The following is a 22143-nucleotide window of genomic DNA, read 5'->3' as shown; positions in this document are numbered from 1 at the left end:
AGCCGGTAGGCGCTCACGTCCCGATGACGATCCCGATGATCATCACGACGAGGAAAGGAGCTCCCAGCGCGCCCGTCCAGATGATCACCTTCCTGGAGCGCGTGATGAGGGCGCCGAAGAACGCGATGAGGGCCAGCGCGAACGGGATGATGTCGAGCTGCACGATCCCTCGCCACGTGCCTCGCGCCCCCGTGGGCAGCACCCGGTCCCCCTCGGGGGTCAACGCGGCCCGGAAGACCTCGCCCGCCTCCGCGTCCGGGACGGTGTCGATGACGATCGGCTCCTTCGACCGGTCGTCGAACACGAAGTACGCGTTGCAGTCGTACCTTCCCTTGCCGGTGAGGCGCTCACACGACAGGACGGTCGCGGTGCCGGGCGTACCCGTATGGCCGAGCGCCAGCCTCAGCTCCGGCATGGTGACGCTGACGATCGTGACCACCAGCCAGGTGAGCAGAGCCCCCGGAATGAGCAGGCACAGCAGCACCCCGACGGTCGTCTCGTCCCAGCGGCGCTCCGGCGCCCCGGCGGCTTCCGCTTCCGGCTCGTGGGCCTGCTTCGGTTCGGGATCCCGCCCGGGCCCGCGTCGCCGCTTGCGGACCACGGTCTTTCCGGACGGCCGGTTGGCGGTGCCCTTCTGCGGGCCTCGCGTCTGCGTCGCCCTCTTCGGCGCTCGGATCATGTCCCCCACTCTGAACCCCGGCACTTGAAAGCCACCTGTGACCGACTGGCGCGATGAGGGGCAGGAGAACGGACGCCGTGGTGTGAGCGGCGGCGGAGCCCCGACGCCCTTGTGTCACGCGGACCAGTGGGGGTCACGGCCGAGGAGGCCGAGGATGCGGTGCCGAAGCGGGGCATCGTCAGGCACCTTGACCTCGGGGCCGAAGACGACGACGCCGGGACCGGACGCGCCGGGGACGCGCATCTCGTCGGGAAGCGGTCGGGCCCGTGATCTGCGCGCCCCACGTATTCCTGGCCGCCGAAGACGCAGGCGCGGAGACCACGAAGGCCAGAACCGACATCGCCGAAGCCGTCTCCACCCTGCTCACACGGGCCCGTGACGCCGGCGCCGCCCGGTCCGAACTGGACGGCCGGGACGTCCTCAAACCGCTGTGCGGCCTCCGGCACGCGATCGCCGCCGCCGGAGACGACCAGACCGCCGCCGCCGAGCGTTTCCTCGCGGTCATCCTCCCCGGCCTCGGCCTCCCCACCGGTCAAGACGCCACGACGGCCCCGCCCCTCCCCCAGAGGTGACCCGGCCGCCGGCAGGCCCGCACCCGCGGCCGGCGGGACCGGAAGACGCCGGCCGTCCCGGGAACAGCACCTGATGTCGCCTGGATCTACAGACCTGGTGAAACCTCAGTCACCGAGCAGATGAAGCCGTAGCCCGCCTCGGGGAGGCCGGCGGTGGGGAAGTCACCCTCGACGAAGGTGAGATCCGGGTGTCCGGCGAGCGCGACGTCAGGCGGCCGGGCCGGGTCGCTCACGCCCGAGCCGCGCGTACGTCAGGACCGGCAGTTCCAGGGGGCGGAGCGCGTCCGTCCGCTCCCACAGGGCGGCGTCGACCGACGCGCGGACGCCTGCCTGCTCCAGAACGGTGAGACCACACCGCTCCAGCAGCCCGGCGGCCTCCTCGCGAGTGAGGAAGGTGCGCCAGGTCTCGCCCCCGTCGGCCGCGGCGGTCTGGACCGCCGCGGCGTAGGCCTGGCCCGCGTCGTCCCGGTCGCCCTCGGGCAGCAGGTGGTCCATGACCAGTTCGGACCCGGGCGCCCAGCGGCCGACCGTCTCCAGGATCCGCCCGAGCGCGGCGGAGGTCAGGTACATGCTCACCCCAAGCATCGCCGTGAACGCCGGCCGGCTCGGATCGAACCCGGCCGCCTCCAGCCGCTCGGTGACGGATCCGGCCGCGAGGTCGGCGGGCACGAACACCACGTTGTCCGGGATCGCGATCCCGGCCTCCCGCAGGGTCTGCCGCTTCCACTCCTGGGTGGCGGGCAGGTCGACCTCGAAGACGCGGACGGCGGAACCGGCCGAGCGGTAGGCGAAGGTGTCCAGCCCCGCGCCCAGGACGACGTACTGGGTGATCCCGTGTTCGACGGCGTCCGCCAGCCGGTCCTCGGTGAAGCGGGCCCGGGTGGTCGCGCACACGCGGGCGCCCGCCAGGACCGGATGGGCACCGTGTGCGTGGTGATAGCCGATGAGTGCGTCTGCGTGCGCGCCGCAGAGCGCCTGCGCGAGGGGATCGGAGAAGATCACGGGAGATCGGTCGATGGTGCGGTGGGCGGCGCGGGCGGCCGCGGCCATCAGGGCGGTTCGACTGGGTGAGTTCAACACAGCACGAAAAGGTATCAAAAAATAAATCTTAAATCGCTATCTTATCATTTTTTAAAAAATTTTCGATAAATAATGTATTGCGATTCGGTTTCAACATCCGCTTGTGTGCCGGGGAGGTGAACACCGCCACCCGGCGCTCCTGCGGCGATGCGGAGATTTCCCGCGGCCGCCGGACGGCCGCTGCGGCGCCGTCTTCACGGCGTGGTTCCGGTTCATGTCGCCGGTGCCGGCGGGCAGGGTCACGATGCCGGGCCAGCGGTACGCCATCAGCCGGTTTCCACCCGGAGGGGCGTTTCGAAGCGGGCCAGCCAGGTGGCGAGGAGCGATTCGAGCTGCGCGGCCTCCTCGGGGGTCAGCTCGTCGACGAGGCGGCGTTCGTTCCGCATGTGCTCGGTGAACGCCCGGTCGATCAGCTCCCTGCCCGCGGCGGTGAGCGCGACCACCCGTCCGCGGCCGTCGTTCTCACTCCGGCGGCGGGTGACGAGCCCGTCACGTTCGAGCCGGTCGACGCGCTTGGTCATCGCGCCGGTGGTGACCATGGTGAAGGCGGCGAGCTCTCCGGGGGCACGCTCGAACGGCGGGCCGGCACGCCGCAGGGCGGCGAGGACGTCGAACTCTCCCTCCCCGAGCCCGTACCGCCGGTAGACGACGCACAGCTGCTCGGTGAGGTGCCCGGCGAGGCGGTGTAGCCGTCCGATCACACCCTGCGGGCCCACATCCACATCGGGGCGCTCGCGAGCCCATTCCTGCTGGATGCGGGCGATGTGATCCAAGGGTTCTCCCATGACGGGAGTATAACTTCCAGGGAAGCTATATTGTCTTCCGTGGAAGCTAAATTTCGCTGGGTCCTGGTCACGGCGACGGCGCCGGTCGCGTGGGGGACGAACTACTTCGTCACCCAGCAGTTCCTGCCACCCGACCGCCCCCTGTACGGAGCGGCCGTCAGGGCGCTTCCCGCGGGGCTCCTGCTCCTCCTCGTCGCCAGGAAGCGTCCTCACGGGTCGTGGTGGTGGAAATCCCTGGTCCTCGGCACTCTCAACATGAGCGCGTTCTTCGCGCTGATCTACCTGTCGGCCCAGCTGCTTCCGACGAGCATCGCCTCGATGATCATGGCGACGTCGCCCGTCGTGATGATGCTCCTGGCCTGGGCGCTGCTCTCGGAGCGCCCGCGGGCCCTCCACCTGGCCGGAGCGGGCATCGGCGTCGCGGGGGTGTGCCTCATGCTGTTCGCCGGCGCGACCGCCGTCGGCGCTCCCGGCGTGCTCGCGTCCATCGCGGCCATGGTGCTGTCGTCGACCGGCGCCGTGCTGGCCACGAGATGGAGTGCGGACGTCGACGTGCTGTCGTCGACCTCGTGGCAGCTCATCGCCGGGGGGATCGTCCTGGTGCCCTTCGCCGTCGCGGTGGAGGGCCCGCCACCACCCCTGGACGGCCCCTCGATCTTCGGGTTCGGTTACGTCACCGTCGTCGCGACGGCCCTCGCCTTCGCCGCCTGGTTCGCGGGACTGCGGCACCTGCCGGCGGGAACGGTGGGACTCGTCGGGCTGCTCAACCCGGTGACCGGGGTGCTGCTCGGCACGACGATCGCCGGAGAGACGCTCACCGCGCAACAGCTCTGCGGGCTGGCGCTGACCTTCCTCGGCATCCTCCTCGGGCAGCCCGCCGCGGCCCGCCTCGCCGCACTCGTCCGGGGCCGGGGCGATCGGCCCCCTCCCGGAGGGGAGGCCCGCGCGGGGGCGGAAGCCACCGGCCCGGGGTCCACGGGCAGGGAAGACCGCCGGCCGGCCGCCGGGGCGAACGCACCGTCCGGAACGGCATAGGGGGTCCCGCCGCCGCCGCGAGGTCCACCCGGGACGAACGGCACCCGGCCCACCACCGGTCCCGGCCGGCGCGCCCCGGCGACCATGAGGCGGCGGACGGAGGAAAGGAACAGGGGATCGCGGCGGGCTTGGTAACCTGCTCTCGCTTGAGACTGCGAGCGCTCCCCCTCTGGACCCGAAGCGGCGGCGAGCACGATGTCATCGGTTCGGTGTGGAGGACGCCCTGGTCCCGCTCGTGTACGTCGATCGGGTTCCCGCTGCCGCGAGAGTGCCACGGCAGGTGCGGATCTGGAACCACGCGGTCACGGTGGTCGCCGCGGCCGTGATGGCCCTCGCCGGGTGGCAGAACCGGTGGATCAGCGACGACGGCCTGATCGCGGTGCGGACCGTCCGGCAGTTGCTCGCGGGCAACGGGCCGGTCTTCAATGTCGGCGAGCGCGTCGAGGCCAACACCAGCACGGCGTGGACCTACCTGGTCGCGGCGGTCTCCTGGCTGAGCCGGGGCGACGTGGCCTACGTCGCGGTGTTGCTCGGCCTGGCGTGCACGGTCGGCGCCGTGGTGTCCGCCATGGCGGGCACCGTACGCCTGTACGGTGGCGCGCGCCGCTTCCTCCCGGCCGGAGTGCTGATCGTCCTCGCGCTGCCGCCGTTCTGGGACTTCGCCACCTCCGGTCTGGAGACCGGGCTGGTGTTTCTGTGGATCGGCCTGTCGTGGTGGCTGCTGGTCCGGGCCGCCCGGGAAGGGCCGGTGCTCCCCCTGGTGGTCGTCCTCGGCCTGGCGCCGCTGGTCCGGCCGGAGCTGGCCCTGGTCTATCCGGTCTTCTTCGGCGTGCTGCTCATGCTGCGGTGGCCGGGGTGGCGCGCCGCCACCCGCTGGTTCGCGCTCTCCGTGGCCCTGCCGGTGGCCTACCAGATCTTCCGGATGGGCTACTACGGGCTGCTCGTGCCCAACACCGCCCTGGCCAAGGAGGCCGGCGAGAGCCGGTGGGCGCGCGGCCTGCTCTACGCCGGGGACACCGTGCTGACCTATCAGCTCGTGGGCCCCATGCTGGCGGTGATCCCGCTGTCGCTGTGGGCCTGCCGCAGACGCCGCGACCTCCTCGTGGCGGCGGCCCCGCTCACCGCCGGGGTGCTGATGCTGCTGTACGTCCTGCGGGTCGGCGGCGACTTCATGCACGCCCGGATGATGCTGCCGGCTCTGCTGCTCCTGCTGCTGCCCGCCATGGTCCTGCCGCTGCACGCCGTCACCGCGCTCGCCTGCGCGACCGTGGGACTGTGGGCCGTGGTCTGCGCCGTGGCGCTGAGAGTGCCGTACGGGCAGGCCGTCGGGCCGGACGGGATCGCCGACGAGCGCGGCTTCTACGTGGTCTGGACCGGGGATCCGCATCCGGTCACCGCCGAGTCCTACGCCCGCGCCAGACCGACCCCGCTGAGCACGGGCGACGCCACCGGCCTGCACGTGCCCGGCCTGGAGCCGGTGCCGCTCCGCACCGACCGGCCCGCCCGCCTGGCCGTGTCGGGCACCGTGCTGGGCACGGTGAGCGCGCAGTTCCCGCTGGACGTCCTCGTCGTCGACCAGCTCGGCCTGGCCAACGCCCTGGGCAGCCACATGGCGCTGGCCTGCGGGCAGCGGGTCGGGCACGAGAAACCGCTTCCCGTCGAGTACATCTACGCCGACTACATGGCCCCGGGAGCCCCCCTGGCCGACGAGCGGCTCCGGGCCGAGGTGGAGCGGATCAGGGGCGAGCTGGCCGGCGGCCGGTTCCGGGAGCTGCTGGACGCCACGAGGGCCCCGCTGACCGTGAACCGGTTCTGGGACAACCTGGTGGGCGCCCCGGCCCGCACCGCCTTCCGGTTTCCCACCGCGAACGCCCCCTGCCCGTCGTGAGCGCTCACCTCGGATCACCCGAGAAGGCCGTACCGGAGAGCGCGGAGGACCGCGTTGGTGCGGTCGCGGGCGTCCAGTTTGATCAGGAGCGCGGAGACGTGGTTCTTGACGGTGCCCTCGGCGAGGAAGAGCGCGTCGGCGATCTGACGGTTGGTGTAGCCGCAGGCCATGAGCCGTAGTACGTCGAGTTCCCGGTCCGTGATCGACTCCACGGGGCGGAAGCCGGGATCGGGCAGGGTGTTGCCGCGGATCGCCCGGAGCAGCCGGTCGGTGATGGCGGGCTGGAGGAGTGTCCGGCCTTCGTGCAGGGTACGGATGGCGCCGACCAGCAGGTCGAGGGTGACGTCTTTGAGGAGGTACCCTTTCGCGCCGGCGCGCACCGCGCGCAGTACGAGTTCGTCGTCGTCGAAGGTGGTCAGGACGAGCACGGCGACCTCGATGCGGGCTTCGCGGAGGGCGTCGAGCATCCACAGCCCGTCGTGGCCGGGCATGCGCAGGTCGAGGAGCACGACGTCGGGTTCGTGTTCCCTCGCAGCGGTGAGCCCGGTGAGCCCGTCGTCGGCTTCGGCGACGACCTGGACCTCGGCGCTGAGTTCGAGCAGGCTGCGAATGCCCTGGCGGACGAGGGTCTGGTCGTCGACGAGGAGCACCCGGATCATGGGGCGGGCACGCTGGCGGAGAGGTGGAAGCCGCCGTCGGCCCAGAAGCGCACCCGGCCGCCGAGTGCCTCGACGCGCTCGGATATCCCCCGGAGTCCGTTGCCGGCGACGACGCGGCCGGCTCCCGTGCCGTCGTCCGAGGCGGTGAGGACGAGCCCGCCGCCCGGGTCGGCGGTGATGTCGATGCGCAGCACGCTGGCGTCGGCGTGGCGGATGGTGTTGGTGATGATCTCCTGGACGCAGCGGATGATCGCCGCTGTCCGCTCCTCGTCGGTCTGGACGTCGGCGTCGATGTTCAGCCGGATGTCGGGGGCGGGCAGGTCGGCGACGATCCGGTTCAGGGTCTCGCGCAGCTCGGGGGCTCGGCGGCGCAGCTCCCCCACGGCCGCGCGTACGTCGGTGAGGAGCTCGCGGGTGATCCGGCGGGCGCGGCCGACGTGCTCACTCGCCGGGGGCACGCTCCGGTGGGCGGCGACCTCCAGCTCCAGGGCGAGGGCGGTGAGCTGGTGGCCGATCAGGTCGTGGAGCTCCCGCGCGATCCGTAGCCGCTCCTCGGCGCGCGAGGACTGGGCGAGCAGGGCGCCGGCCGCGCGCAGTTCGGTGTTCGCGACGGCGAGTTCGGCCCGCATGGCCGCCTCGCGGAGCTGGGCGAGCTCCGAGAAGGTGCTGCCCAGTTGCAGTCCGGCGTAGATGAGCGCGGTGAGCGCGATGCCGGCGGGTTCGTCGGTCACCACCCGTGCGGCCGCGGCGACGACGAGGGTGTTGAGCACGATGATCATGCCGATCGTGCGGGTGCCGACGAGGAAGGCGCTGAGGGCCGAGGTGAACACCAGCAGGATGGGCAGCCACCCCGCGGTCGGCGCCGCCAGCACCAGCGCCGCGCCGAGTGCGACCTGCGCGGCGAACACGCCGAGTACCGTGCGGCGGGAGAGCAGATGCGTCAGCCAGGTGCAGGTCACCAGCGCGGCGAGGAACGCGGCGAAGCAGACCGCCCACAGTGAGCCGGGGACGAGGGTGGCCCCGTCGTTCCGGAGCGCGGCGAGCAGGACCGGGGTGCCGACCGCGGTGCACACGACCGTGCCGAACATGCCGCGCCAGACCACCGGTTCCAGACGTTTCATCCTTCCAGCGTACGGAGGGGGCCGCCGCCGCGCCCGTGCCGGAAGTCATGGATGCGGACCGTGACCACCGGCACGCGCGGACGCCCGCCGGGTGCTCCTACCGTCGGAACGGCACACCCCGGGCCTAAACGGTGGAGGCCATACCGAGGAGGAGATCATGCCCGTCATAGACGTGACCCACCTGCACAAGCGATACGGCGACACCGTCGCGGTCAGCGACGTCAGCCTGGCCGTGGAGGAGGGGCAGATCCTCGGCGTGCTCGGCCGCAACGGCGCGGGCAAGACCACCACGGTCGAAACGGTCGCCGGGTTGCGCCGCCCCGACCGGGGCACGGTGAGGGTGTGCGGTCTCGATCCGCGTCGGGACCGCCGCGCGGTGCGGCGGCTCCTCGGCGTTCAGCTCCAGGACGCCGCGCTGCACAACGCTCTCACGGTGCGTGAACTCGTACGCCTGTACCGCGGCTTCTACGCCGAGGGCGCCGACCCGGACGGCCTCATCGAGGCGGTCGGCCTCGGCGAGCGCCGCGGCATCCGGTTCGACAAGCTCTCCGGTGGTCAGCAGCAGCGTCTGTCGATCGCGCTCGCCCTCGTGGGGCGGCCCCGCGTCGTCGTGCTCGACGAGCTCACCACCGGCCTCGACCCGGAAGCGCGCAGGAGAATCTGGGACCTCGTCGAGAACCTCCGCGCCGACGGCGTCACCATCCTCCTCGTCAGCCACCTGATGGAAGAGGTGGAGCGGCTCTGCGACCGCGTGACCCTCATCGACCGCGGCCGCGTGGCCGCCTCCGGCACCCCGGCGGGCCTGATCGCGCAGGCGCGACTCGCCCAGCGGGTGCGATTCCGGACCAGCGCCCCCTTCGACCCGGCCGTCCTGGGGGGCCTCGACGGGATCGCCTCGGTCGAGGTCAGCGGAGAGCAGGTCACCGTGACCGGAAGCGGGGACCTGCTCCAGGCCGTCAGCACGGCGCTCGTCCACGGTGGCGTCGTCGCCACCGAGACCCGGCTCGAGCGCGCCACCCTCGACGACGCCTTCCTCGCCCTCACCGGGCGCGCTCTGACCGACACCGCCGAGCCGAAGGACCGGCGATGACCGGCACCGTCCGCGTCCGGCGCCCTTCCCGGCCCGGGATCCGGGCCTGGTTCGCGCTTGCCGGCGCCGAGATGAAGATGGTCGTCCGCGACACCGCCGGCCTGGTCATCCCGATCGGGCTGCCCCTGCTGATCCTCGTCATGAACGGCCTCGGCGTCAGCGGGCCCGGCAACGTCGTCCTGCCCGGCACCGGCGGTCTCACCGTCTTCGACGTCCACGTCATGCCCCTCGTCCTCACGACCGTCGTGGCCACCATCGGGGTCGTGAACATGCCCAGCTTCCTCGCCCACTACCGCAAGGCCGGTGTGCTCAAGCGCCTCGCGGTCACCCCCGCCCACCCCGCCATGGTGCTCGCCGCCCAGGTCATCACGAGCGTCGTCCAGTCCGCGGTCGGCATCGCCCTCGCTCTCGGGGCCGCGGCGGCGTTTTTCGACGCGGGCCTCCCGCGCAGTCCCGGGCTCGCCCTCGGCGTGTCCGCCCTGGCCGCGCTCGCGATGTACGCGCTCGGCATCGTCATCGCCGCCCTCGCGCCCAGCGGAAACGCCTCCGTGGCCATCGGGCTCGTCGCCTTCTTCGCCATGGGTGCCGCCGGAGGCCTGTTCGGCTCCGCCCAGAACCTCCCCGAGCCCGTCGCCCGCGTCGGCGAAGTCCTTCCCTTCGGCGCCGCCATGCAGGCGGTCGGCGCAGCCTGGGCGGGAAACACGCCCGAGCCGGTGCATCTGCTGAGCCTGGCCGCGACCCTCGTGGCCGGCGGTGCGCTCGCCGCCCGCTTCTTCCGCTGGCAGTAGGCGAGCCGGGCGTACTCGGTGGCCGCCCTCCCCCTTCGCCCACCGGCGTTCCCGCAAGGCGCGGCCACACGCCGCCCGGCCCCGACCGCCGCCTTGCGGGAACCCCTGTACCCTCGGGAGATGCGGCGAGAGCCAGACCTCGGAAGTCTGCGCCGGCACCTGCCGGCCGGCGGGAGCCTGCCCGGACATCGGCTGCGGTTCGGCTCCGGCGCCGAGGGGATCGAGCGGCTCGAGGCCTCGCTGGTCGGGGAGGCGTTCTCCCCGCACCGCCACGACACGTACGCGATCGGGATGACGCTGAAGGGCGTGCAAACGTTCCGCTACCGCGGGGAGCTGCGGCACTGCCTGCCCGGCGAGTGGCACATCCTGCACCCCGACGAGACCCATGACGGCGCGGCGGGCACCGACGAGGGGTTCGGCTACCGGATCATCTACATCGATCCGTTCCTCGTCCAGGAGGCGCTGGGCGGAAGGCCGCTGCCCTTCGTCGCCGATCCCGTCATCGGGCACCGTGACATGCCTCCGTCCCTGGCCGCGTGCCTGGTGGACATCGACGAGCCGCTGGGCGACGTCGAGCGGCTCGAGGTCGCGCTCCTGGTCGCGGACGCGCTGGAGAGGCACTCCTCCGCGCCGGCGCGGAAACGGGCACCGCTCGCCCTGGAGCCGCTGTCACGCGTACGGGACCTCATCGCCGACGATCCGGCGGTCAGGCACACGGTCGAGGAGTTCGAGGAGGTCTCGGGCCTGGACCGCTGGACGATCGCACGCCGGTTCCGGACCGCGTTCGGCACCAGCCCCACCCGCTTCCGCACCATGCGGCAGCTGGACCGGGCACGCCGGATGCTGGCGAACGGCGTGCCGTTGTGCGACGCCGCGTCGGAGGCGGGCTTCGCCGACCAGAGCCACATGACGCGGATGTTCAAACGGACCTACGGCCTCACGCCGGCGCGGTGGCTCGCCGCGCTCACCGGCGCTCACAGCCCGCCGGTGACGTCGAGGACGGCGCCGGTGACGTAGGACGCCTTATCCGACATCAGCCACGAGACCGCCTCGGCGATCTCCTCCGGCATGCCCGGACGCCCCCACGGGATGCGCGCCGCGACGCGCCGGGCCCGCCCAGGCTCCCCCGCGCGGGCGTGGATGGTGGTGTCGACCGTCCCCGGCGATACGGCGTTGACGCGGATGCCGCCCGGGGCGAGTTCCCTGGCCAGGCCGATCGTCAGCGTCTCGATCGCCGCCTTGGTCGCGGCGTACGCGACGTACTCGTGCGGTGATCCGGTGCGGGCGGCGACCGAGGACACGTTGACGATCGCCGCCCCAGGTGCCCGCCCCGCCCACCGCCGCGCCGCCTCGCGGCATAACCGGACGGGCGCCACGAGGTTCACGTCGACGACGCGGCGCAGGTCGGCGTCGGTCAGGTCGGTGAAGGGGCCGATCCTGCCGGTGACCCCGGCGTTGTTCACCAGGCCCGTCACCTCGCCGAAGGACTCGGCGAGGTCGAACAGCCGCTGGGGGGCGTCCTGCCCGGTGACGTCGGCGCGGACGCCGTGGACGGGAGCGCCGGGGCCGCCGAGGGCGGTTTCCAGTGCCCGGGCGTCGTCGTCGGAACTGGAATGCGTGAAGACGACGCCGAACCCGTCCGCGTACAGCCGTTCGACGGTGCTCCTGCCGATGCCCCGCGTCCCGCCGGTGACGATCACGATCGGGCGAGTGGTCATTCCTGCGCTCCCTGGGTTGATCCGGTTCTGGCTTCGATGGCGCGGACGACGGTCACCATGTCCGACCGGCCGTACCCCAGCGCGAGCGTCTCGCCGAACAGGGCGTGGCAGACGTCCAGCAGCGGTGCGGCGACGCCGGACTGCCGGGCCGCCTCGGCGATGAGCCGGTTGTTCTTCAGGACGTCGGCGATCGACGCCTGAGCGGTGAAGTCGCGTTCGACCAGCTTGAGCGCCTTCACGCGTGAGACGTCGCTGGCCATCGGGCCGGAGCCGAGCACGTCCAGGAGCAGGCGCAGGTCGAGGCCGTGCCGGTCGGCGAAGTGCACGGCCTCCGCCAGGCCGGTCACCATGGTGATCAGGAACAGGTTGACCGACAGCTTCATCAGCAGCGCGGCGGGGACCGGCCCGCACACGATCGTCTCGTGGCACATCGGCCGCAGCAGCGGGCGGACCTCCTCGACGGCGGCGGGCCGGCCCGCCAGCATCGCCACGAGCCGCCCGGCCTCGGCGGGGCCACGCGATCCGGAGACGGGGGCTTCGACGTAATCGCCCCCGGCGGCCAGGATGTCGGCCTCCAGCGCCGAGGAGTAGGCGGGTGAGGTCGTGCCCATGTGGACGATGACGCGCCGCGCGACGTTCTGCCCGAACCGGGGTGTCCCGCGCCCCAGCACGGAGTCGATCGCGGCGCCGTCGGCCAGCATGAGGAACACGACGCGCGCCCGCCGGAACACCTCGGCGGGATCGGCCGCCACCTCCGCGCCGGCCGCGCGCGGCGTCTCGCTCCTGTCGGCGGTGCGGTTCCAGACGACGAGCGGCATCCCCGCGCGGGCCAGGTTGAGGGCCATGGGCTGTCCCATGAGCCCGAGACCGATGAAACCGATGTCCATCCACCCCGCCTTTCGGTCGTCCCTGCTCCGGGCAACGTTCTAGACCGGAGCGCCGGCGACGGTCTTGAACGATTGTGCCGCCGGGGACGTCCGCGGGGTGGGACCGGGCGGGCGAGCCGGGAGGTGTGCCGCGGACGCGGCGGAGGACACGGGCGCGTGAGCACGGGACGACCTCAAGATCGGCGTCTGCCGCGGCCCGCGGGCCGCTCGGCGGTAACCTGCTGTCCGCCGTCGTCCGCGGCCGTTCCGAGGAGGCAGTCATGAGCGGCATCGTGGTCAGCACTATGGTAAGCGTTTTCCCCGATGGCCCTAGCATGGTGGTGACCACGGACGCGGGACGATCGGGAGAGTGATCCACGGTGCGGAGGAAGCCGCCGCCGTTCTTGACGGCGGGCATGTGCAGCGTCACCTATCGGCCGCTTCCCCCCGACCGGATCATCCGGATGGCCGCGGATGCCGGTCTCGACGCCATCGAGTGGGGCCAGGACGCCCACATCCCGCTCGGTGACGAGGCGGCGGCGCGGCGCGTGGGGGACGCGACCAGGGCCGCGGGCCTCGACGTCTCGGCCCTGGGCTCGTACTACCGCGCGGGCGCCATCGCCGACACGGACGAGGACGGGCGGGTGTGGCGTCAGGTTCTCGCCGCGGCGCGCGCCCTCCGGGCCCCGCGCATCAGGGTCTGGGCGGGGAACACGGCGTCGGCGGCGGTGACCCCGGCCGGCCGCCGGAGGATCCTGGACGCTCTGAGGCGGTGCGTCGACAGCGCGGGGGACATCGTGATCGCGACCGAGTTCCACGCCGACACCCTCACCGACGACGTCGAGTCGGCTCGATCGATGCTCGACGACGTCCCCGGGCTGCGGACCTACTGGCAGCCGCCGAACGGGATGCCCGACGCCGAGGCCCTGGCCGGCCTCGGCGCCGTGCTCGATCGCGTGCACGCGGTGCACGTGTTCAGCTGGTGGCCGACGCCCCGCGAGCGCCGGCCGCTCGACCACCGCGAGGCGCTGTGGCGGGAAGCCCTGGGCATGGTCGCGTCGACGCGGAGACGGATCGACGCGTCGATCGAGTTCGTCCCGGACGACGACCCCGGAGTCCTGCCCCGGGAGGCGTCGACCCTGCGGCGCTACCTGCACGACGCGGCCTCCGCCCTGCCCCGCTCGTGAGACCCACCGTTCGCCGGACCTTCGCAAGCGGGGCGCCCCGGCGCGGGACGCCGGACGTCCTCGTCCTCATCCGCGCCGACGCGGCCCCCGGCCGGTTGTACGGTCGGGCGCTTTCACGCCGGTTGACACCGCCTGGACCGACTTGACAGCGGCCTGCCCGGCCCGCGCCGTTCCCCACCGCGGGCATGGGCTTTCGCCGGCGTGAACGGCCGGCCCGCCGGCCCGCCGCCGGGACGGTGGCCTTCACCGTCACCCGGCCGTCCTCCGACGCCTCAGCGAGCCGCCCTGCTCCTGGCGCGGTACGCGCGCGCCGCCATCTGGGCGCCGCACGTGCGGGCCTCGCAGTACATCGCGGCCTGGTTGCGCGAGCGGTCGTAGTAACCGAGCCGGCAGGGCGGGTTGCGGCACGCCTTCACGCGGCTCCAGGTGCCGCGGAACGCCAGTTCGGCGGCGGCGGCGAGCACCCCGGCGAAGGCGCCCGCGACTCCCGCCCCGGCGGGGACCAGTGCCGCGCCGGAGGCGCCGACGACGGGGTGGACCGGGTGGAGTTCGCCGAAGCGCCGCAGACGTGAGACGTCGTCGTCGCGGACGGGGGCGCCGGCGTGGGAGAGCAGGATGCCGATCAGGGCGTCTCGCAGCTCGCGGGCCGCGGCGACGTCGGCGTCGGTGACCCGGTCCCCCGGATCCGCCAGGGCCGCGTCCACGAGCCAGCCGCGGAAGGACGCGGCGTCGGCCAGGCGTTCCCGCTCACCGCGCAGCGCCCGCGTGTTGACGAAGGCGAGCACCAGCTCGGCGGCCGGAGAGGGCGCCAGCGGACTGCCGCCGGCCGTGGAGGTGGGCATGGTGGCAGCCTACGATCCGCGGGCGAGGGGTGACGGCACGACGAGAATCGTCATGAATGAAACTGCTACGGTAATGATGTCGTGGTGGAGGTACCCGGTTCCGGCGGGGTCCCGGCGCCGGGGTCTCCCGGGCGCCACGCAGCGGGAAGGCCACCCCGGTCGCCGGCGCGGCGAGCGGCCCCGGCCGGGCGACGAGGAAGGGAAGGGACCTTGCGGAAGACCGACGAAAACCGGCTCGGCACGCTCGACCCGGTCACGAAGGACGGCTACGAGCTGGAGTTCGAGGACACTTTCGAGGGCGACCGCCTCGACGAGAGCCGATGGGTCGCCCACTACCTGCCGCAGTGGACCACCCGTGCCGCCTCCGCGGCCCGCTACCGGGTCGGCGGCGGCCGGCTACGCCTGCTGATCGAGGAGGACCAGCCGCCGTGGTGCCCCGACCTGGAAGGAGGACTCCGGGTCTCGTCCCTGCAGACCGGTGTCTTCGCCGGCCCGGTGGGCAGCCCCGTCGGGCAGCACGGGCGCGGCTCCGGCGCGATCGTCCGTGAGGCGCAACGCAACGTCAGGCTCTACACCCCCCGGTACGGCCTGATCGAGATGCGCGCCAAAGTGATCGACGACCCGCGGACCATGGCCGCGCTGTGGCTGATCGGCTACGAGGACGAGCCCGAGCGGTCGGCTGAGATCTGCGTCTGCGAGATCTTCGGCCGGGACGTCCGGCCGGACGCCATCCGGATCGGCATGGGCCTGCACCCCTTCGGCGACCCGGCGATCGCCGACGACTTCACCGTGGAGACCCTGCCCATCGACGCCCGCGCGTTCCACGTCTACGCCGCCGAGTGGACACCCCGCCGCGTCTCCTTCTTCGTCGACGGCCGGCACGTCAGGACGGTCCACCAGTCGCCGCGCTACCCGATGCAGCTCATGCTCAACATCTACGAGTTCCCCGGGGCGGGGGAGGCACCGGAACGGGAGCACCCCTATCCCAAGGAGTTCACGGTCGACTACGTCCGCGGCTACCGGCCCGCGGGATCCGCACACCACCCGGCGGGAACCCGCGGATGACCCTCCCGGCGCCGCGGGCCCGCCCGCGTGAAGACCTCACTCCCCGGCCCGGCCCACGCCCGAGCGGCTGCTCGCCGAACGGTTCGCACGCGGCGAGATCGACGAGGAGGAGTACCGGCGGCGCCTGACCACGCTGCACGCCTCCGGGCACCCCACCGACCGCTTATCCCGGGCCGCGTCGCGACCCCGCCACCGGGAGGTCCGCCATGAACCCCGCCAAGACCTCCTACGGGGCCGGGACGGTGCCGGATCAGCCGAACCGCTGGAAGAAGACCGGGAAGGTGCCCAGCACGCCCAGTCCGATCAGGACCAGGGCGACGGCCAGTGCCCGGCGGGTCTCATACGCGCCGGTGCGCATGCGCAGGTGCAGCACCAGCCAGGCCGCCAGCCACACCACCACGGCGGCGGTCGTCTTGCCCGACAGCGGGCCGACCGCGTCGCTCCAGGTCAGCCACTCCCTGACGGTGGCGCTGGCCTCCGCGAGCGTGGTCAGCAGGCCCAGCGCGGCCGAGCCCGCCCCGGCGGCGAGGACCGCCGCGGCGATCGGGCCTTCCGGCTTGGGCGCGTCATGGATCCGCCGCCCGGAATCGGGCTTGGCCGTCATCGCGCACCTCCCTGTCTCATGTGACCGGCGCGGCCTTGGTGATCAGCGCGCCCAGCAGCCCGGCCACCGCGGCGGAGGCGAAGGCCAGGACGAGCAGCGTCATCGCGGTCCGGCGTGCCCGTTCGTGGTGGACGAGGTCGGCGCCGAGGGAGAAGACGATGAACACCACCGCCGTCGCGAGGATCGGGCTGATCCATGCGATGTGCTCCTTCCACTCCATCGCGAACTCGTGCCAGCCCGCGGTGCTCTCGGACGCCAGCAACCGCGATCTGGGACTGCCGGGGGCGGGGTTCCGGTACCACGGGTAGACGATCCACGTGCCCGTGATGTCGGTCAGCCAGGTGACCACCGCCATCGCGGCCGTACCGATCTTCAGGCGGCGTATCCGTGCCTGAAGGCCCTGCTCGGTCGCCATCCGCGGCCGGAGACCGTACAGTTCCGCCAACCCACCGGCGAAGGCCAGCAGGAACAGCCCGCCCAGCACCATGCCGTGGATCAGCGCCCACCATTCCCGCCCGGTCAGCCTCATGCCTCACCATCCACGCCGCTTTCACTCACCGTAGAAGCGCGCAGGTACGGCAGACAGCGGCCGATGTCCCGCGGAGCACGGATTTGCCACTCCTTGGCCGGGAGGCGCCCGCGGTGGCGCGGGGTCGCCGGCGCGCCGGGCCGGCCGGGGGGGCGGTGCTCCGGTCCGCTCCCGGTCAGTCCGCCGGGGTGTTGCGCGGGGGAAGGGCCGCGACGGCCGTGTCGCGGTCGGTGCCGGTGGCCTGGAGCAGGTCGACGATGATGGACCGCAGCTGCGCGGTCATGGCGTCGGCGGAGAATCCCGACCTGCCCGAGGCGTCGCCGCTCAGGTGGCGGGCCACGTCGAGGACCGCCGTCCTGGCCGCGGCCGGGTCGCGCCCGGCGGCCAGTTCGTCGCGCAGGAGCAGGGCGGCCTCGGCGAGTGCGTGAAGCGCCCGGGACAGGGTGGGCGGCGGCGTCTCCTTCTCCCGCAGCGCCACGATGGTCCGGCGGGTGAGGACCCTGGTGTTCCTGAGCGCGTGGTCGACGGGTGCGCCGGCCTTCTCGTACCGCAGGAGTCGCTCGCGCCACCTGCGGCGCAGGGGGGAGATGGCCGTGATCTCCTTGCCGGTCCTCAGCGCGTCGCGGAACTCCTCCACCGCTTTCTGGGTGTCCCTGGCCTCTTCCAGCACGTCGACGGCGCGGTCCGGATCGGACCGCTCGACGGCCTCCGCGGTACCGCCGAGCGCGGCGGCCAGGGCTTCCAGCACGGCGGCGGCGTGGCGGTGGACGATGGCGGCGGGGCTGGCGGGCAGCAGGGCGACGGCGGCGATGCCGAGCACCCCGCCGACCAGGGCGTCGACCATCCGGTCCAGCCCGCCCGTGCCGGTGGGCGGCAGCAGGGTCGCGACCAGCACCGCGGAGGAGCCCGCCTGGAGCACGATGAGGGATCCGCTGTCCACCAGGACGGCGGCCGCCATGGCCAGGGCCACGACGAGGGCGATCTGCCAGGGGCCGGAGCCGATCCGGGAGATGAGCAGGTCGCCGACCCCGACCCCCAGGCTGACGCCGACGACCAGCTCGGCCAGCCTGCGCAGCCGCCGGCCGAGGGCGATGCCGATGCAGATCACCACGGCGATCGGGGCGAAGAAGGGGCGGCTGTGGCCGAGCAGATCCTTGGCCGCGATCCAGGCGATCGCGGCCGCCACGGCGCACTGGGTGATCGACGGCGCCATGAAAGCCAGCCGCTGCAGGCGCTCTCGCAGGTTGGCGCCTATGGCTTTGCTATCCCACCTCATGCACCGACCGTGCCCCTCGTTCCGGACAGATGCCGCCACTCTCCCCCATTAATGTGACATTTCGGTCTCCCAGCTACGTCCCCAATATTTCGGACGTACTCCTCAAGGACACCGGCGACCGGCACCGAGACGTCACGGCAATCTCCGAGAACCGGCAGGAAACACTCTTGTAATGTACGAACTAGTGAGTTAGCTTCTACCGCACGGGCCCTCGAAACAGGAGGCGCTCCGTGATCGGCACCCCGCGATCGCGAACGCGGAGCGTGGCGCCGACGATCGGCGGGCGGCGAATCTCACCGGCGAGATCCGCCGCCGCCCATGACCGACCGACCGGTTCGTAACCCGGTGGCGCGGATCCGTCCGAGCGATCCGCCCGGGCGGGAGACTCTCCCGCCCGAGCACCCGAGCGCCCGAACGGCACCCCGTTCCCCCGGCGCCCGACCCCGCCGGTTCTGACCTGCTCATACTGTGACAAGCGGCATCGAGCAGGCGGCCGACCCGCGATACCGATCGTCTCGCTGTCCACGCATCGGAGCATTCACAGAGGAGAACCGCCGTGACCGCACATCCAGCCGACCCCGGCGCGGCCGCCCCCGCCGCGCAGGGCAAGCCCCGCAAGGCCGCGCTCGCCGCCTGGATCGGGAGTGCGCTGGAGTACTACGACTTCTTCATCTACGGCACCGCCGCGGCGCTGGTGTTCAGCAAGATCTTCTTTCCCGCGTCCGACCCCGCGACCGGGACCCTGCTGGCGCTGGCGACGTTCGGGGTGGGTTACCTGGCCCGCCCCGTCGGCGCGTTCGTCCTCGGGCACGTCGGCGACAAGTACGGCCGCAAGAAGGTCCTGGTCTTCACCCTGGTGCTGATGGGCCTGTCCACGTTCCTCGTCGGCTGCCTGCCCACCTACGACCAGGTCGGGGTGCTCGCCCCGGTGCTGCTGGTCGTCCTCCGGCTGCTGCAGGGCTTCTCGGTGGCCGGCGAGCAGGCCGGGGCGAACTCGATGACACTCGAACACGCCCCGCCGCACCGGCGCGCCTACTACACCAGCTTCACCCTCAACGGCACCCAGGCCGGCCAGATCATCGCGACGGGGATCTTCCTCCCCATCGCCGCCCTCCCCGAGGAGCAGCTGCTCTCCTGGGGCTGGCGGGTGCCGTTCTGGCTCAGCATCGTCGTCGCGGTGGCCGGGTTCGTCATCCGCCGCACGCTGGAGGAGACGCCGGCGTTCGAGCAGGAGGTCGCGGCCAACGCCGTCGCCAAGATGCCGCTCGCCGTGCTGTTCAGGACCCACTGGGCCGACGTCCTGCGCGTGGTCGTGGCCGCGGTCATCGCGTCGGTGAGCACGATCTTCACGGTCCACGCGCTGTCCTACGCCGTCAACACGATCGGGCTGGAGCGCGCGCCCATGCTCTGGGTCGGTGTCCTGGCCAACGTCGGGGCCGTGCTCACGATCCCGCTGTGGGGGGCGCTCTCGGACAAGGTCGGGCGCAAGCCGGTGTTCATCGGCGGCTCCCTGGGCTGCGCCGCGTTGATGTTCGCCTACCTGTGGTCGATCTCGACCGGCGACTACATGCTGGTCTTCCTCTCCGGGATCGTCATGTTCGGCATCGTGCACAGCGCGACCAGCGGGGTCTGGCCCTCGTTCTACGGGGAGATGTTCAGCACGCGGGTGCGCCTGTCCGGCATGGCGATCGGCACCCAGATCGGCTTCGCGATCGCCGGCTTCGCCCCCACCATCGCGACCGCGATCGCCGGGACGGGCAAGGAGAGCTGGCTCGGCGTATCGATCTTCACCGCCGCGCTGTGCCTGGTCAACGTGGTCGCCGTGGCGACCGGACGCGAGACCTACCGGGTTCCCACCGAAGATCTCGGCATGAAGCCGGGCACGGCGCGGGCCAAGCCCGCACCCGTCTCCGCCTGACACCTTCCACCCGACATGAGAGAAGACGTGAGCGACACCGGCCCGGACGACGAGTTCCGCGTCTACGCGATCCGCTACGCCCAGCGGGACGGGCGGCGCGGCCAGCACTTCCACGGATACGACACCCGGTGGGACGAGCCGCATCCGACGGCGTACTACGTCTGGCTGGCGGTATCCGCCCACCACACGGTCCTCGTCGACACCGGAATCCACGCCGACCGGGCCGCCGGCGTCGAAGGGCTGGAGTACCTGGCCTCGCCCGCGCGGACGCTGGCCGAGATGGGCGTGGCCGCGGAGTCGGTCGGCCACGTCGTCCTGACCCACCTGCACTACGACCACACCGGCACCGCCCACGAGTTCGAGGCCGCATGCTACGTGCTCCAGCAGTCCGAGCTCGACTACTGGACCGGGCCGTGGGCCGAGCGCATCCGCAGGGAGCGGTGGCTGGTCGGCGAGGACGACGTGGCGCGCCTGCGGGCCGCCCACAAGCAGGGCCGGGTGCGGCTGGTCGACGGCGACGCGCCCGTCGTCCCCGGGCTGAGCGTCCACCTGGTCGGCGGGCACACCGCGGGCATGCAGGTGGTCCGGGTGCGGACGGCGCGCGGCCACGTGGTGCTGGCCTCGGACGCGAGCCATTTCTACGAGAACATCGAGGACGACCGGCCCTTCGCTATCCTGCACAGCATGACCGGCATGTACGGCGCCTTCGACCGGATCAGGGAGCTGGCCGACGGCCCGCACCTGGTCGTCGCCGGTCACGACCCGCGGGTGCTCGACCGCTTCCCGCCCCTCTCGCCCCGCTTCGCGGGCCGGATCGCGGTGATCGCATGAGGCCCGCGCCCGCACCGGCCCGAGACGAGCGCATGAGGCCCGCGCCGGCGCGGGCCTGAGGCGGGACGCCGGCCCGGATGGTCCCGGGCCGGCGCCCCGCCGTCATCCCCGGCGGGCACGGCCCCGGCCTGCGGGCCTTGCCTGGGGGCCTTGCCTGGGGCTTTGCCTGCGGGTCTTGCGGGGCCGACCCGTCGGGCCACAAAACTAACGTACTGGTTCGTATATTCAGGAGGGTCAATGTCCCGCGCCACCGGTGCCCGCGTGCTGGTCGTCAACGGCCCCAACCTCAACCTGCTCGGCCGGCGCGAGCCGGAACTGTACGGCGCCACCACGCTGGACGAGATCGAGACCCTGTGCAGGACCACCGGCGAGGAGCACGGCCTGCTGGTCGACTTCCGGCAGAGCAACCACGAAGGCGTGCTCATCGACACCGTGCAGGAGGCCGGGCGGCACGCGCACGGCATCGTGATCAACGCGGCGGGCTACACGCACACCTCGGTCGCCCTGCGTGACGCCCTGGCCGCCGCGGGCATACCGATCGTCGAGGTGCACCTGACCAACATCCACCGCCGCGAGGCGTACCGCCGCACGTCGTTCGTCTCCGAGGCCGCCGACGCCGTGATCTGCGGCGCGGGCGCGCACGGCTACGTCCTGGCCCTGACCCACCTGTCCCATCTCCTGGAGAACAAAGATCGATGACCTCCTACCTGGTCGGGCTGATCGGTTCGGGCGTCGGCCCCTCGCTCAGCCCCGCTCTGCACGAGCGCGAGGCGGACTTCCACGGCCTTCGCTACGTCTACCGCCTCATCGACCTCGCCGATCTCGGGCTGGACGCGGAGGCGGCCGGCGATCTCGTGCGTACGGCGCGGCGGCTGGGCTACACCGGGCTCAACATCACCCACCCGTGCAAGCAGACGGTCATCGAGCACCTGGACGAGCTCTCGCCGGACGCCGCGATGCTCGGCGCCGTCAACACCGTCGTCTTCGACGGGGACCGCACCATCGGGCACAACACCGACTGGACGGGGTTCGCCCAGTCGTTCGCCCGGGGACTGCCCGACGCGCCGACGCGCCGGATCGTGCAGCTCGGGGCGGGCGGCGCGGGCGCCGCGGTCGCCCACGCGCTGCTGACCCTCGGCGCCGACCGGATCACCCTCGTCGACTCCCAGCCCGGCCGGGCCGTCTCGCTGGCCGCCGAGCTGGCACGCCGGTTCGGCGCCGGACGCGCCCTGGCCGCGGGCACGGACGAGCTGGCCGGGCTGCTGCCCCGGGCGGACGGCCTGGTCAACGTGACGCCCACCGGCATGGCCGCGCACCCCGGGCTGCCCCTGGCCGCCGGCCTGCTCCATCCGGCGCTGTGGGTCGCCGACGTGGTCTACCGCCCGCTGGAGACGGAACTGCTCCGCCACGCACGGGCGCTCGGCTGCCGGACCCTCGACGGCGGAGGCATGGTGGTCTTCCAGGCCGCCCACGCCTTCCGCCTCTTCACCGGCCGCGAGCCGGACGCCGGACGGATGCTCACCCACCTGGCCGATCTGGTCGACGCCTGAGCGGAAGGAACGACACGCGCAAGTCCACCGCCACCGTATCGCTCGGTGGCACGCTCGCCG

At 72.5% G+C, this 22143-nt stretch carries 23 protein-coding genes and 1 pseudogene; 13 read left to right on the top strand and 11 right to left on the bottom strand.

Annotated elements, in window-relative coordinates; all coding sequences use genetic code 11:
• Nucleotides 1-13: 13 nt before the first annotated feature.
• Nucleotides 14-679, bottom strand: coding sequence for a hypothetical protein (locus ABD841_RS14375; protein ID WP_344971525.1), 666 nt, complete (start codon nucleotides 677-679; stop codon nucleotides 14-16).
• Between the two features lie 266 nt (nucleotides 680-945).
• Between ABD841_RS14375 and ABD841_RS14370 the strand changes: the two genes are divergently transcribed.
• Nucleotides 946-1251 (top strand): SbtR family transcriptional regulator, encoded by a 306-nt coding sequence (locus ABD841_RS14370; protein WP_344971523.1) that lies wholly within the window; start codon nucleotides 946-948, stop codon nucleotides 1249-1251.
• A gap of 207 nt (nucleotides 1252-1458) precedes the next feature.
• On the opposite strand, the gene ABD841_RS14365 is transcribed toward ABD841_RS14370, so the two are convergent.
• Nucleotides 1459-2331: a class I SAM-dependent methyltransferase gene (locus ABD841_RS14365; protein WP_344971521.1), complete on the bottom strand. Its 873-nt coding sequence runs from the start codon at nucleotides 2329-2331 to the stop codon at nucleotides 1459-1461.
• 266 nt (nucleotides 2332-2597) lie between these two features.
• The gene (locus ABD841_RS14360) at nucleotides 2598-3116 is read right to left on the bottom strand and encodes a MarR family winged helix-turn-helix transcriptional regulator (RefSeq protein WP_344971519.1); all 519 of its coding nucleotides are present in this window, start codon (nucleotides 3114-3116) and stop codon (nucleotides 2598-2600) included.
• 39 nt (nucleotides 3117-3155) lie between these two features.
• On the opposite strand from ABD841_RS14360, the gene ABD841_RS14355 reads away from it, so the two are divergent.
• Both ABD841_RS14355 and ABD841_RS14350 read left to right on the top strand, forming a co-directional pair.
• Entirely contained in the window at nucleotides 3156-4151 is a 996-nt protein-coding gene (locus ABD841_RS14355) for a DMT family transporter (protein ID WP_344971517.1), read from the top strand.
• Between the two features lie 280 nt (nucleotides 4152-4431).
• On the top strand, nucleotides 4432-6039 hold the full coding sequence (locus ABD841_RS14350) for an arabinofuranosyltransferase AftB family protein (RefSeq protein WP_344971515.1): 1608 nt from the start codon (nucleotides 4432-4434) through the stop codon (nucleotides 6037-6039).
• 14 nt (nucleotides 6040-6053) lie between these two features.
• Here ABD841_RS14350 and ABD841_RS14345 read toward each other — a convergent pair whose 3' ends face one another.
• The gene (locus ABD841_RS14345; RefSeq protein WP_344971513.1) at nucleotides 6054-6698 is read right to left on the bottom strand and encodes a response regulator; all 645 of its coding nucleotides are present in this window, start codon (nucleotides 6696-6698) and stop codon (nucleotides 6054-6056) included.
• The gene (locus ABD841_RS14340) at nucleotides 6695-7819 is read right to left on the bottom strand and encodes a sensor histidine kinase (protein ID WP_344971511.1); all 1125 of its coding nucleotides are present in this window, start codon (nucleotides 7817-7819) and stop codon (nucleotides 6695-6697) included. Before ABD841_RS14340 ends, ABD841_RS14345 begins: the two co-directional genes overlap by 4 nt.
• Before the next feature lie 157 nt (nucleotides 7820-7976).
• Here ABD841_RS14340 and ABD841_RS14335 point away from each other — a divergent pair, with 157 nt between their 5' ends.
• From ABD841_RS14335 to ABD841_RS14325, 3 genes are all read left to right on the top strand, one after another.
• Nucleotides 7977-8909: an ABC transporter ATP-binding protein gene (locus ABD841_RS14335; protein ID WP_344971509.1), complete on the top strand. Its 933-nt coding sequence runs from the start codon at nucleotides 7977-7979 to the stop codon at nucleotides 8907-8909.
• Complete coding sequence (locus ABD841_RS14330; protein WP_344971507.1) at nucleotides 8906-9697, top strand: ABC transporter permease; 792 nt, start codon at nucleotides 8906-8908, stop codon at nucleotides 9695-9697. Before ABD841_RS14335 ends, ABD841_RS14330 begins: the two co-directional genes overlap by 4 nt.
• A 120-nt stretch (nucleotides 9698-9817) precedes the next feature.
• A complete protein-coding gene (locus ABD841_RS14325) occupies nucleotides 9818-10714 on the top strand; it encodes an AraC family transcriptional regulator (RefSeq protein WP_344971505.1) in 897 nt (298 codons plus the stop codon).
• Here ABD841_RS14325 and ABD841_RS14320 read toward each other — a convergent pair.
• The gene (locus ABD841_RS14320; protein WP_344971503.1) at nucleotides 10672-11415 is read right to left on the bottom strand and encodes an SDR family NAD(P)-dependent oxidoreductase; all 744 of its coding nucleotides are present in this window, start codon (nucleotides 11413-11415) and stop codon (nucleotides 10672-10674) included. The genes ABD841_RS14325 and ABD841_RS14320 overlap by 43 nt on opposite strands.
• Entirely contained in the window at nucleotides 11412-12302 is an 891-nt protein-coding gene (locus tag ABD841_RS14315; protein WP_344971501.1) for an NAD(P)-dependent oxidoreductase, read from the bottom strand. The genes ABD841_RS14320 and ABD841_RS14315 overlap by 4 nt, the downstream gene beginning before the upstream one ends.
• A gap of 443 nt (nucleotides 12303-12745) precedes the next feature.
• Here ABD841_RS14315 and ABD841_RS14310 point away from each other — a divergent pair, with 443 nt between their 5' ends.
• A complete protein-coding gene (locus ABD841_RS14310; protein WP_344971500.1) occupies nucleotides 12746-13468 on the top strand; it encodes a sugar phosphate isomerase/epimerase family protein in 723 nt (240 codons plus the stop codon).
• 272 nt (nucleotides 13469-13740) lie between these two features.
• Here the strand turns inward: ABD841_RS14310 and ABD841_RS14305 are convergent, their stop codons facing one another.
• Entirely contained in the window at nucleotides 13741-14310 is a 570-nt protein-coding gene (locus tag ABD841_RS14305) for a CGNR zinc finger domain-containing protein (protein WP_344971498.1), read from the bottom strand.
• Nucleotides 14311-14520: 210 nt separating this feature from the next.
• On the opposite strand from ABD841_RS14305, the gene ABD841_RS14300 reads away from it, so the two are divergent.
• Complete coding sequence (locus ABD841_RS14300) at nucleotides 14521-15375, top strand: glycoside hydrolase family 16 protein (protein WP_344971496.1); 855 nt, start codon at nucleotides 14521-14523, stop codon at nucleotides 15373-15375.
• Nucleotides 15376-15442: 67 nt separating this feature from the next.
• Nucleotides 15443-15499, top strand: a pseudogene (locus ABD841_RS40840) (SHOCT domain-containing protein); the annotation flags it as partial.
• Between the two features lie 126 nt (nucleotides 15500-15625).
• Here ABD841_RS40840 and ABD841_RS14295 read toward each other — a convergent pair.
• From ABD841_RS14295 to ABD841_RS14285, 3 genes are all read right to left on the bottom strand, one after another.
• Entirely contained in the window at nucleotides 15626-15979 is a 354-nt protein-coding gene (locus ABD841_RS14295) for a hypothetical protein (protein WP_344971494.1), read from the bottom strand.
• 16 nt (nucleotides 15980-15995) lie between these two features.
• Entirely contained in the window at nucleotides 15996-16508 is a 513-nt protein-coding gene (locus tag ABD841_RS14290; RefSeq protein WP_344971493.1) for a hypothetical protein, read from the bottom strand.
• A 175-nt stretch (nucleotides 16509-16683) separates the two neighbouring features.
• Nucleotides 16684-17784: an FUSC family protein gene (locus ABD841_RS14285; protein ID WP_344971492.1), complete on the bottom strand. Its 1101-nt coding sequence runs from the start codon at nucleotides 17782-17784 to the stop codon at nucleotides 16684-16686.
• Nucleotides 17785-18340: 556 nt separating this feature from the next.
• On the opposite strand from ABD841_RS14285, the gene ABD841_RS14280 reads away from it, so the two are divergent.
• From ABD841_RS14280 to ABD841_RS14265, 4 genes are all read left to right on the top strand, one after another.
• Nucleotides 18341-19702 (top strand): MFS transporter, encoded by a 1362-nt coding sequence (locus ABD841_RS14280; RefSeq protein ID WP_344971490.1) that lies wholly within the window; start codon nucleotides 18341-18343, stop codon nucleotides 19700-19702.
• Between the two features lie 15 nt (nucleotides 19703-19717).
• On the top strand, nucleotides 19718-20533 hold the full coding sequence (locus tag ABD841_RS14275) for an N-acyl homoserine lactonase family protein (protein ID WP_344971488.1): 816 nt from the start codon (nucleotides 19718-19720) through the stop codon (nucleotides 20531-20533).
• 237 nt (nucleotides 20534-20770) lie between these two features.
• The gene (aroQ, locus tag ABD841_RS14270) at nucleotides 20771-21232 is read left to right on the top strand and encodes a type II 3-dehydroquinate dehydratase (RefSeq protein ID WP_344971486.1); all 462 of its coding nucleotides are present in this window, start codon (nucleotides 20771-20773) and stop codon (nucleotides 21230-21232) included.
• On the top strand, nucleotides 21229-22083 hold the full coding sequence (locus tag ABD841_RS14265; protein WP_344971484.1) for a shikimate dehydrogenase: 855 nt from the start codon (nucleotides 21229-21231) through the stop codon (nucleotides 22081-22083). Before aroQ ends, ABD841_RS14265 begins: the two co-directional genes overlap by 4 nt.
• Nucleotides 22084-22143: the final 60 nt, after the last annotated feature.

The sequence above is a fragment of the Streptosporangium fragile genome, from assembly GCF_039534445.1.
Taxonomy (GTDB): Bacteria; Actinomycetota; Actinomycetes; order Streptosporangiales; family Streptosporangiaceae; genus Streptosporangium; species Streptosporangium fragile.
The sequence above is the reverse complement of the archived record's forward strand: the minus strand, read 5'-3'. Positions and strand labels throughout refer to the sequence as shown.

Excerpts from the sequence above, each read along its gene's own strand:
- ABD841_RS14335 (WP_344971509.1), top strand. The coding sequence starts at position 7,977 with ATGCCCGTCATAGACGTGACCCACCTGCACAAGCGATACGGCGACACC.
- ABD841_RS14285 (WP_344971492.1), bottom strand. The coding sequence starts at position 17,784 with ATGAGGTGGGATAGCAAAGCCATAGGCGCCAACCTGCGAGAGCGCCTG.
- ABD841_RS14320 (WP_344971503.1), bottom strand. The coding sequence starts at position 11,415 with ATGACCACTCGCCCGATCGTGATCGTCACCGGCGGGACGCGGGGCATC.
- ABD841_RS14290 (WP_344971493.1), bottom strand. The coding sequence starts at position 16,508 with ATGAGGCTGACCGGGCGGGAATGGTGGGCGCTGATCCACGGCATGGTG.
- ABD841_RS14375 (WP_344971525.1), bottom strand. The coding sequence starts at position 679 with ATGATCCGAGCGCCGAAGAGGGCGACGCAGACGCGAGGCCCGCAGAAG.
- ABD841_RS14325 (WP_344971505.1), top strand. The coding sequence starts at position 9,818 with ATGCGGCGAGAGCCAGACCTCGGAAGTCTGCGCCGGCACCTGCCGGCC.
- ABD841_RS14295 (WP_344971494.1), bottom strand. The coding sequence starts at position 15,979 with ATGACGGCCAAGCCCGATTCCGGGCGGCGGATCCATGACGCGCCCAAG.
- ABD841_RS14265 (WP_344971484.1), top strand. The coding sequence starts at position 21,229 with ATGACCTCCTACCTGGTCGGGCTGATCGGTTCGGGCGTCGGCCCCTCG.
- ABD841_RS14315 (WP_344971501.1), bottom strand. The coding sequence starts at position 12,302 with ATGGACATCGGTTTCATCGGTCTCGGGCTCATGGGACAGCCCATGGCC.
- ABD841_RS14345 (WP_344971513.1), bottom strand. The coding sequence starts at position 6,698 with ATGATCCGGGTGCTCCTCGTCGACGACCAGACCCTCGTCCGCCAGGGC.
- aroQ (WP_344971486.1), top strand. The coding sequence starts at position 20,771 with ATGTCCCGCGCCACCGGTGCCCGCGTGCTGGTCGTCAACGGCCCCAAC.
- ABD841_RS14330 (WP_344971507.1), top strand. The coding sequence starts at position 8,906 with ATGACCGGCACCGTCCGCGTCCGGCGCCCTTCCCGGCCCGGGATCCGG.
- ABD841_RS14360 (WP_344971519.1), bottom strand. The coding sequence starts at position 3,116 with ATGGGAGAACCCTTGGATCACATCGCCCGCATCCAGCAGGAATGGGCT.
- ABD841_RS14340 (WP_344971511.1), bottom strand. The coding sequence starts at position 7,819 with ATGAAACGTCTGGAACCGGTGGTCTGGCGCGGCATGTTCGGCACGGTC.
- ABD841_RS14305 (WP_344971498.1), bottom strand. The coding sequence starts at position 14,310 with ATGCCCACCTCCACGGCCGGCGGCAGTCCGCTGGCGCCCTCTCCGGCC.
- ABD841_RS14275 (WP_344971488.1), top strand. The coding sequence starts at position 19,718 with ATGAGAGAAGACGTGAGCGACACCGGCCCGGACGACGAGTTCCGCGTC.
- ABD841_RS14310 (WP_344971500.1), top strand. The coding sequence starts at position 12,746 with ATGGCCGCGGATGCCGGTCTCGACGCCATCGAGTGGGGCCAGGACGCC.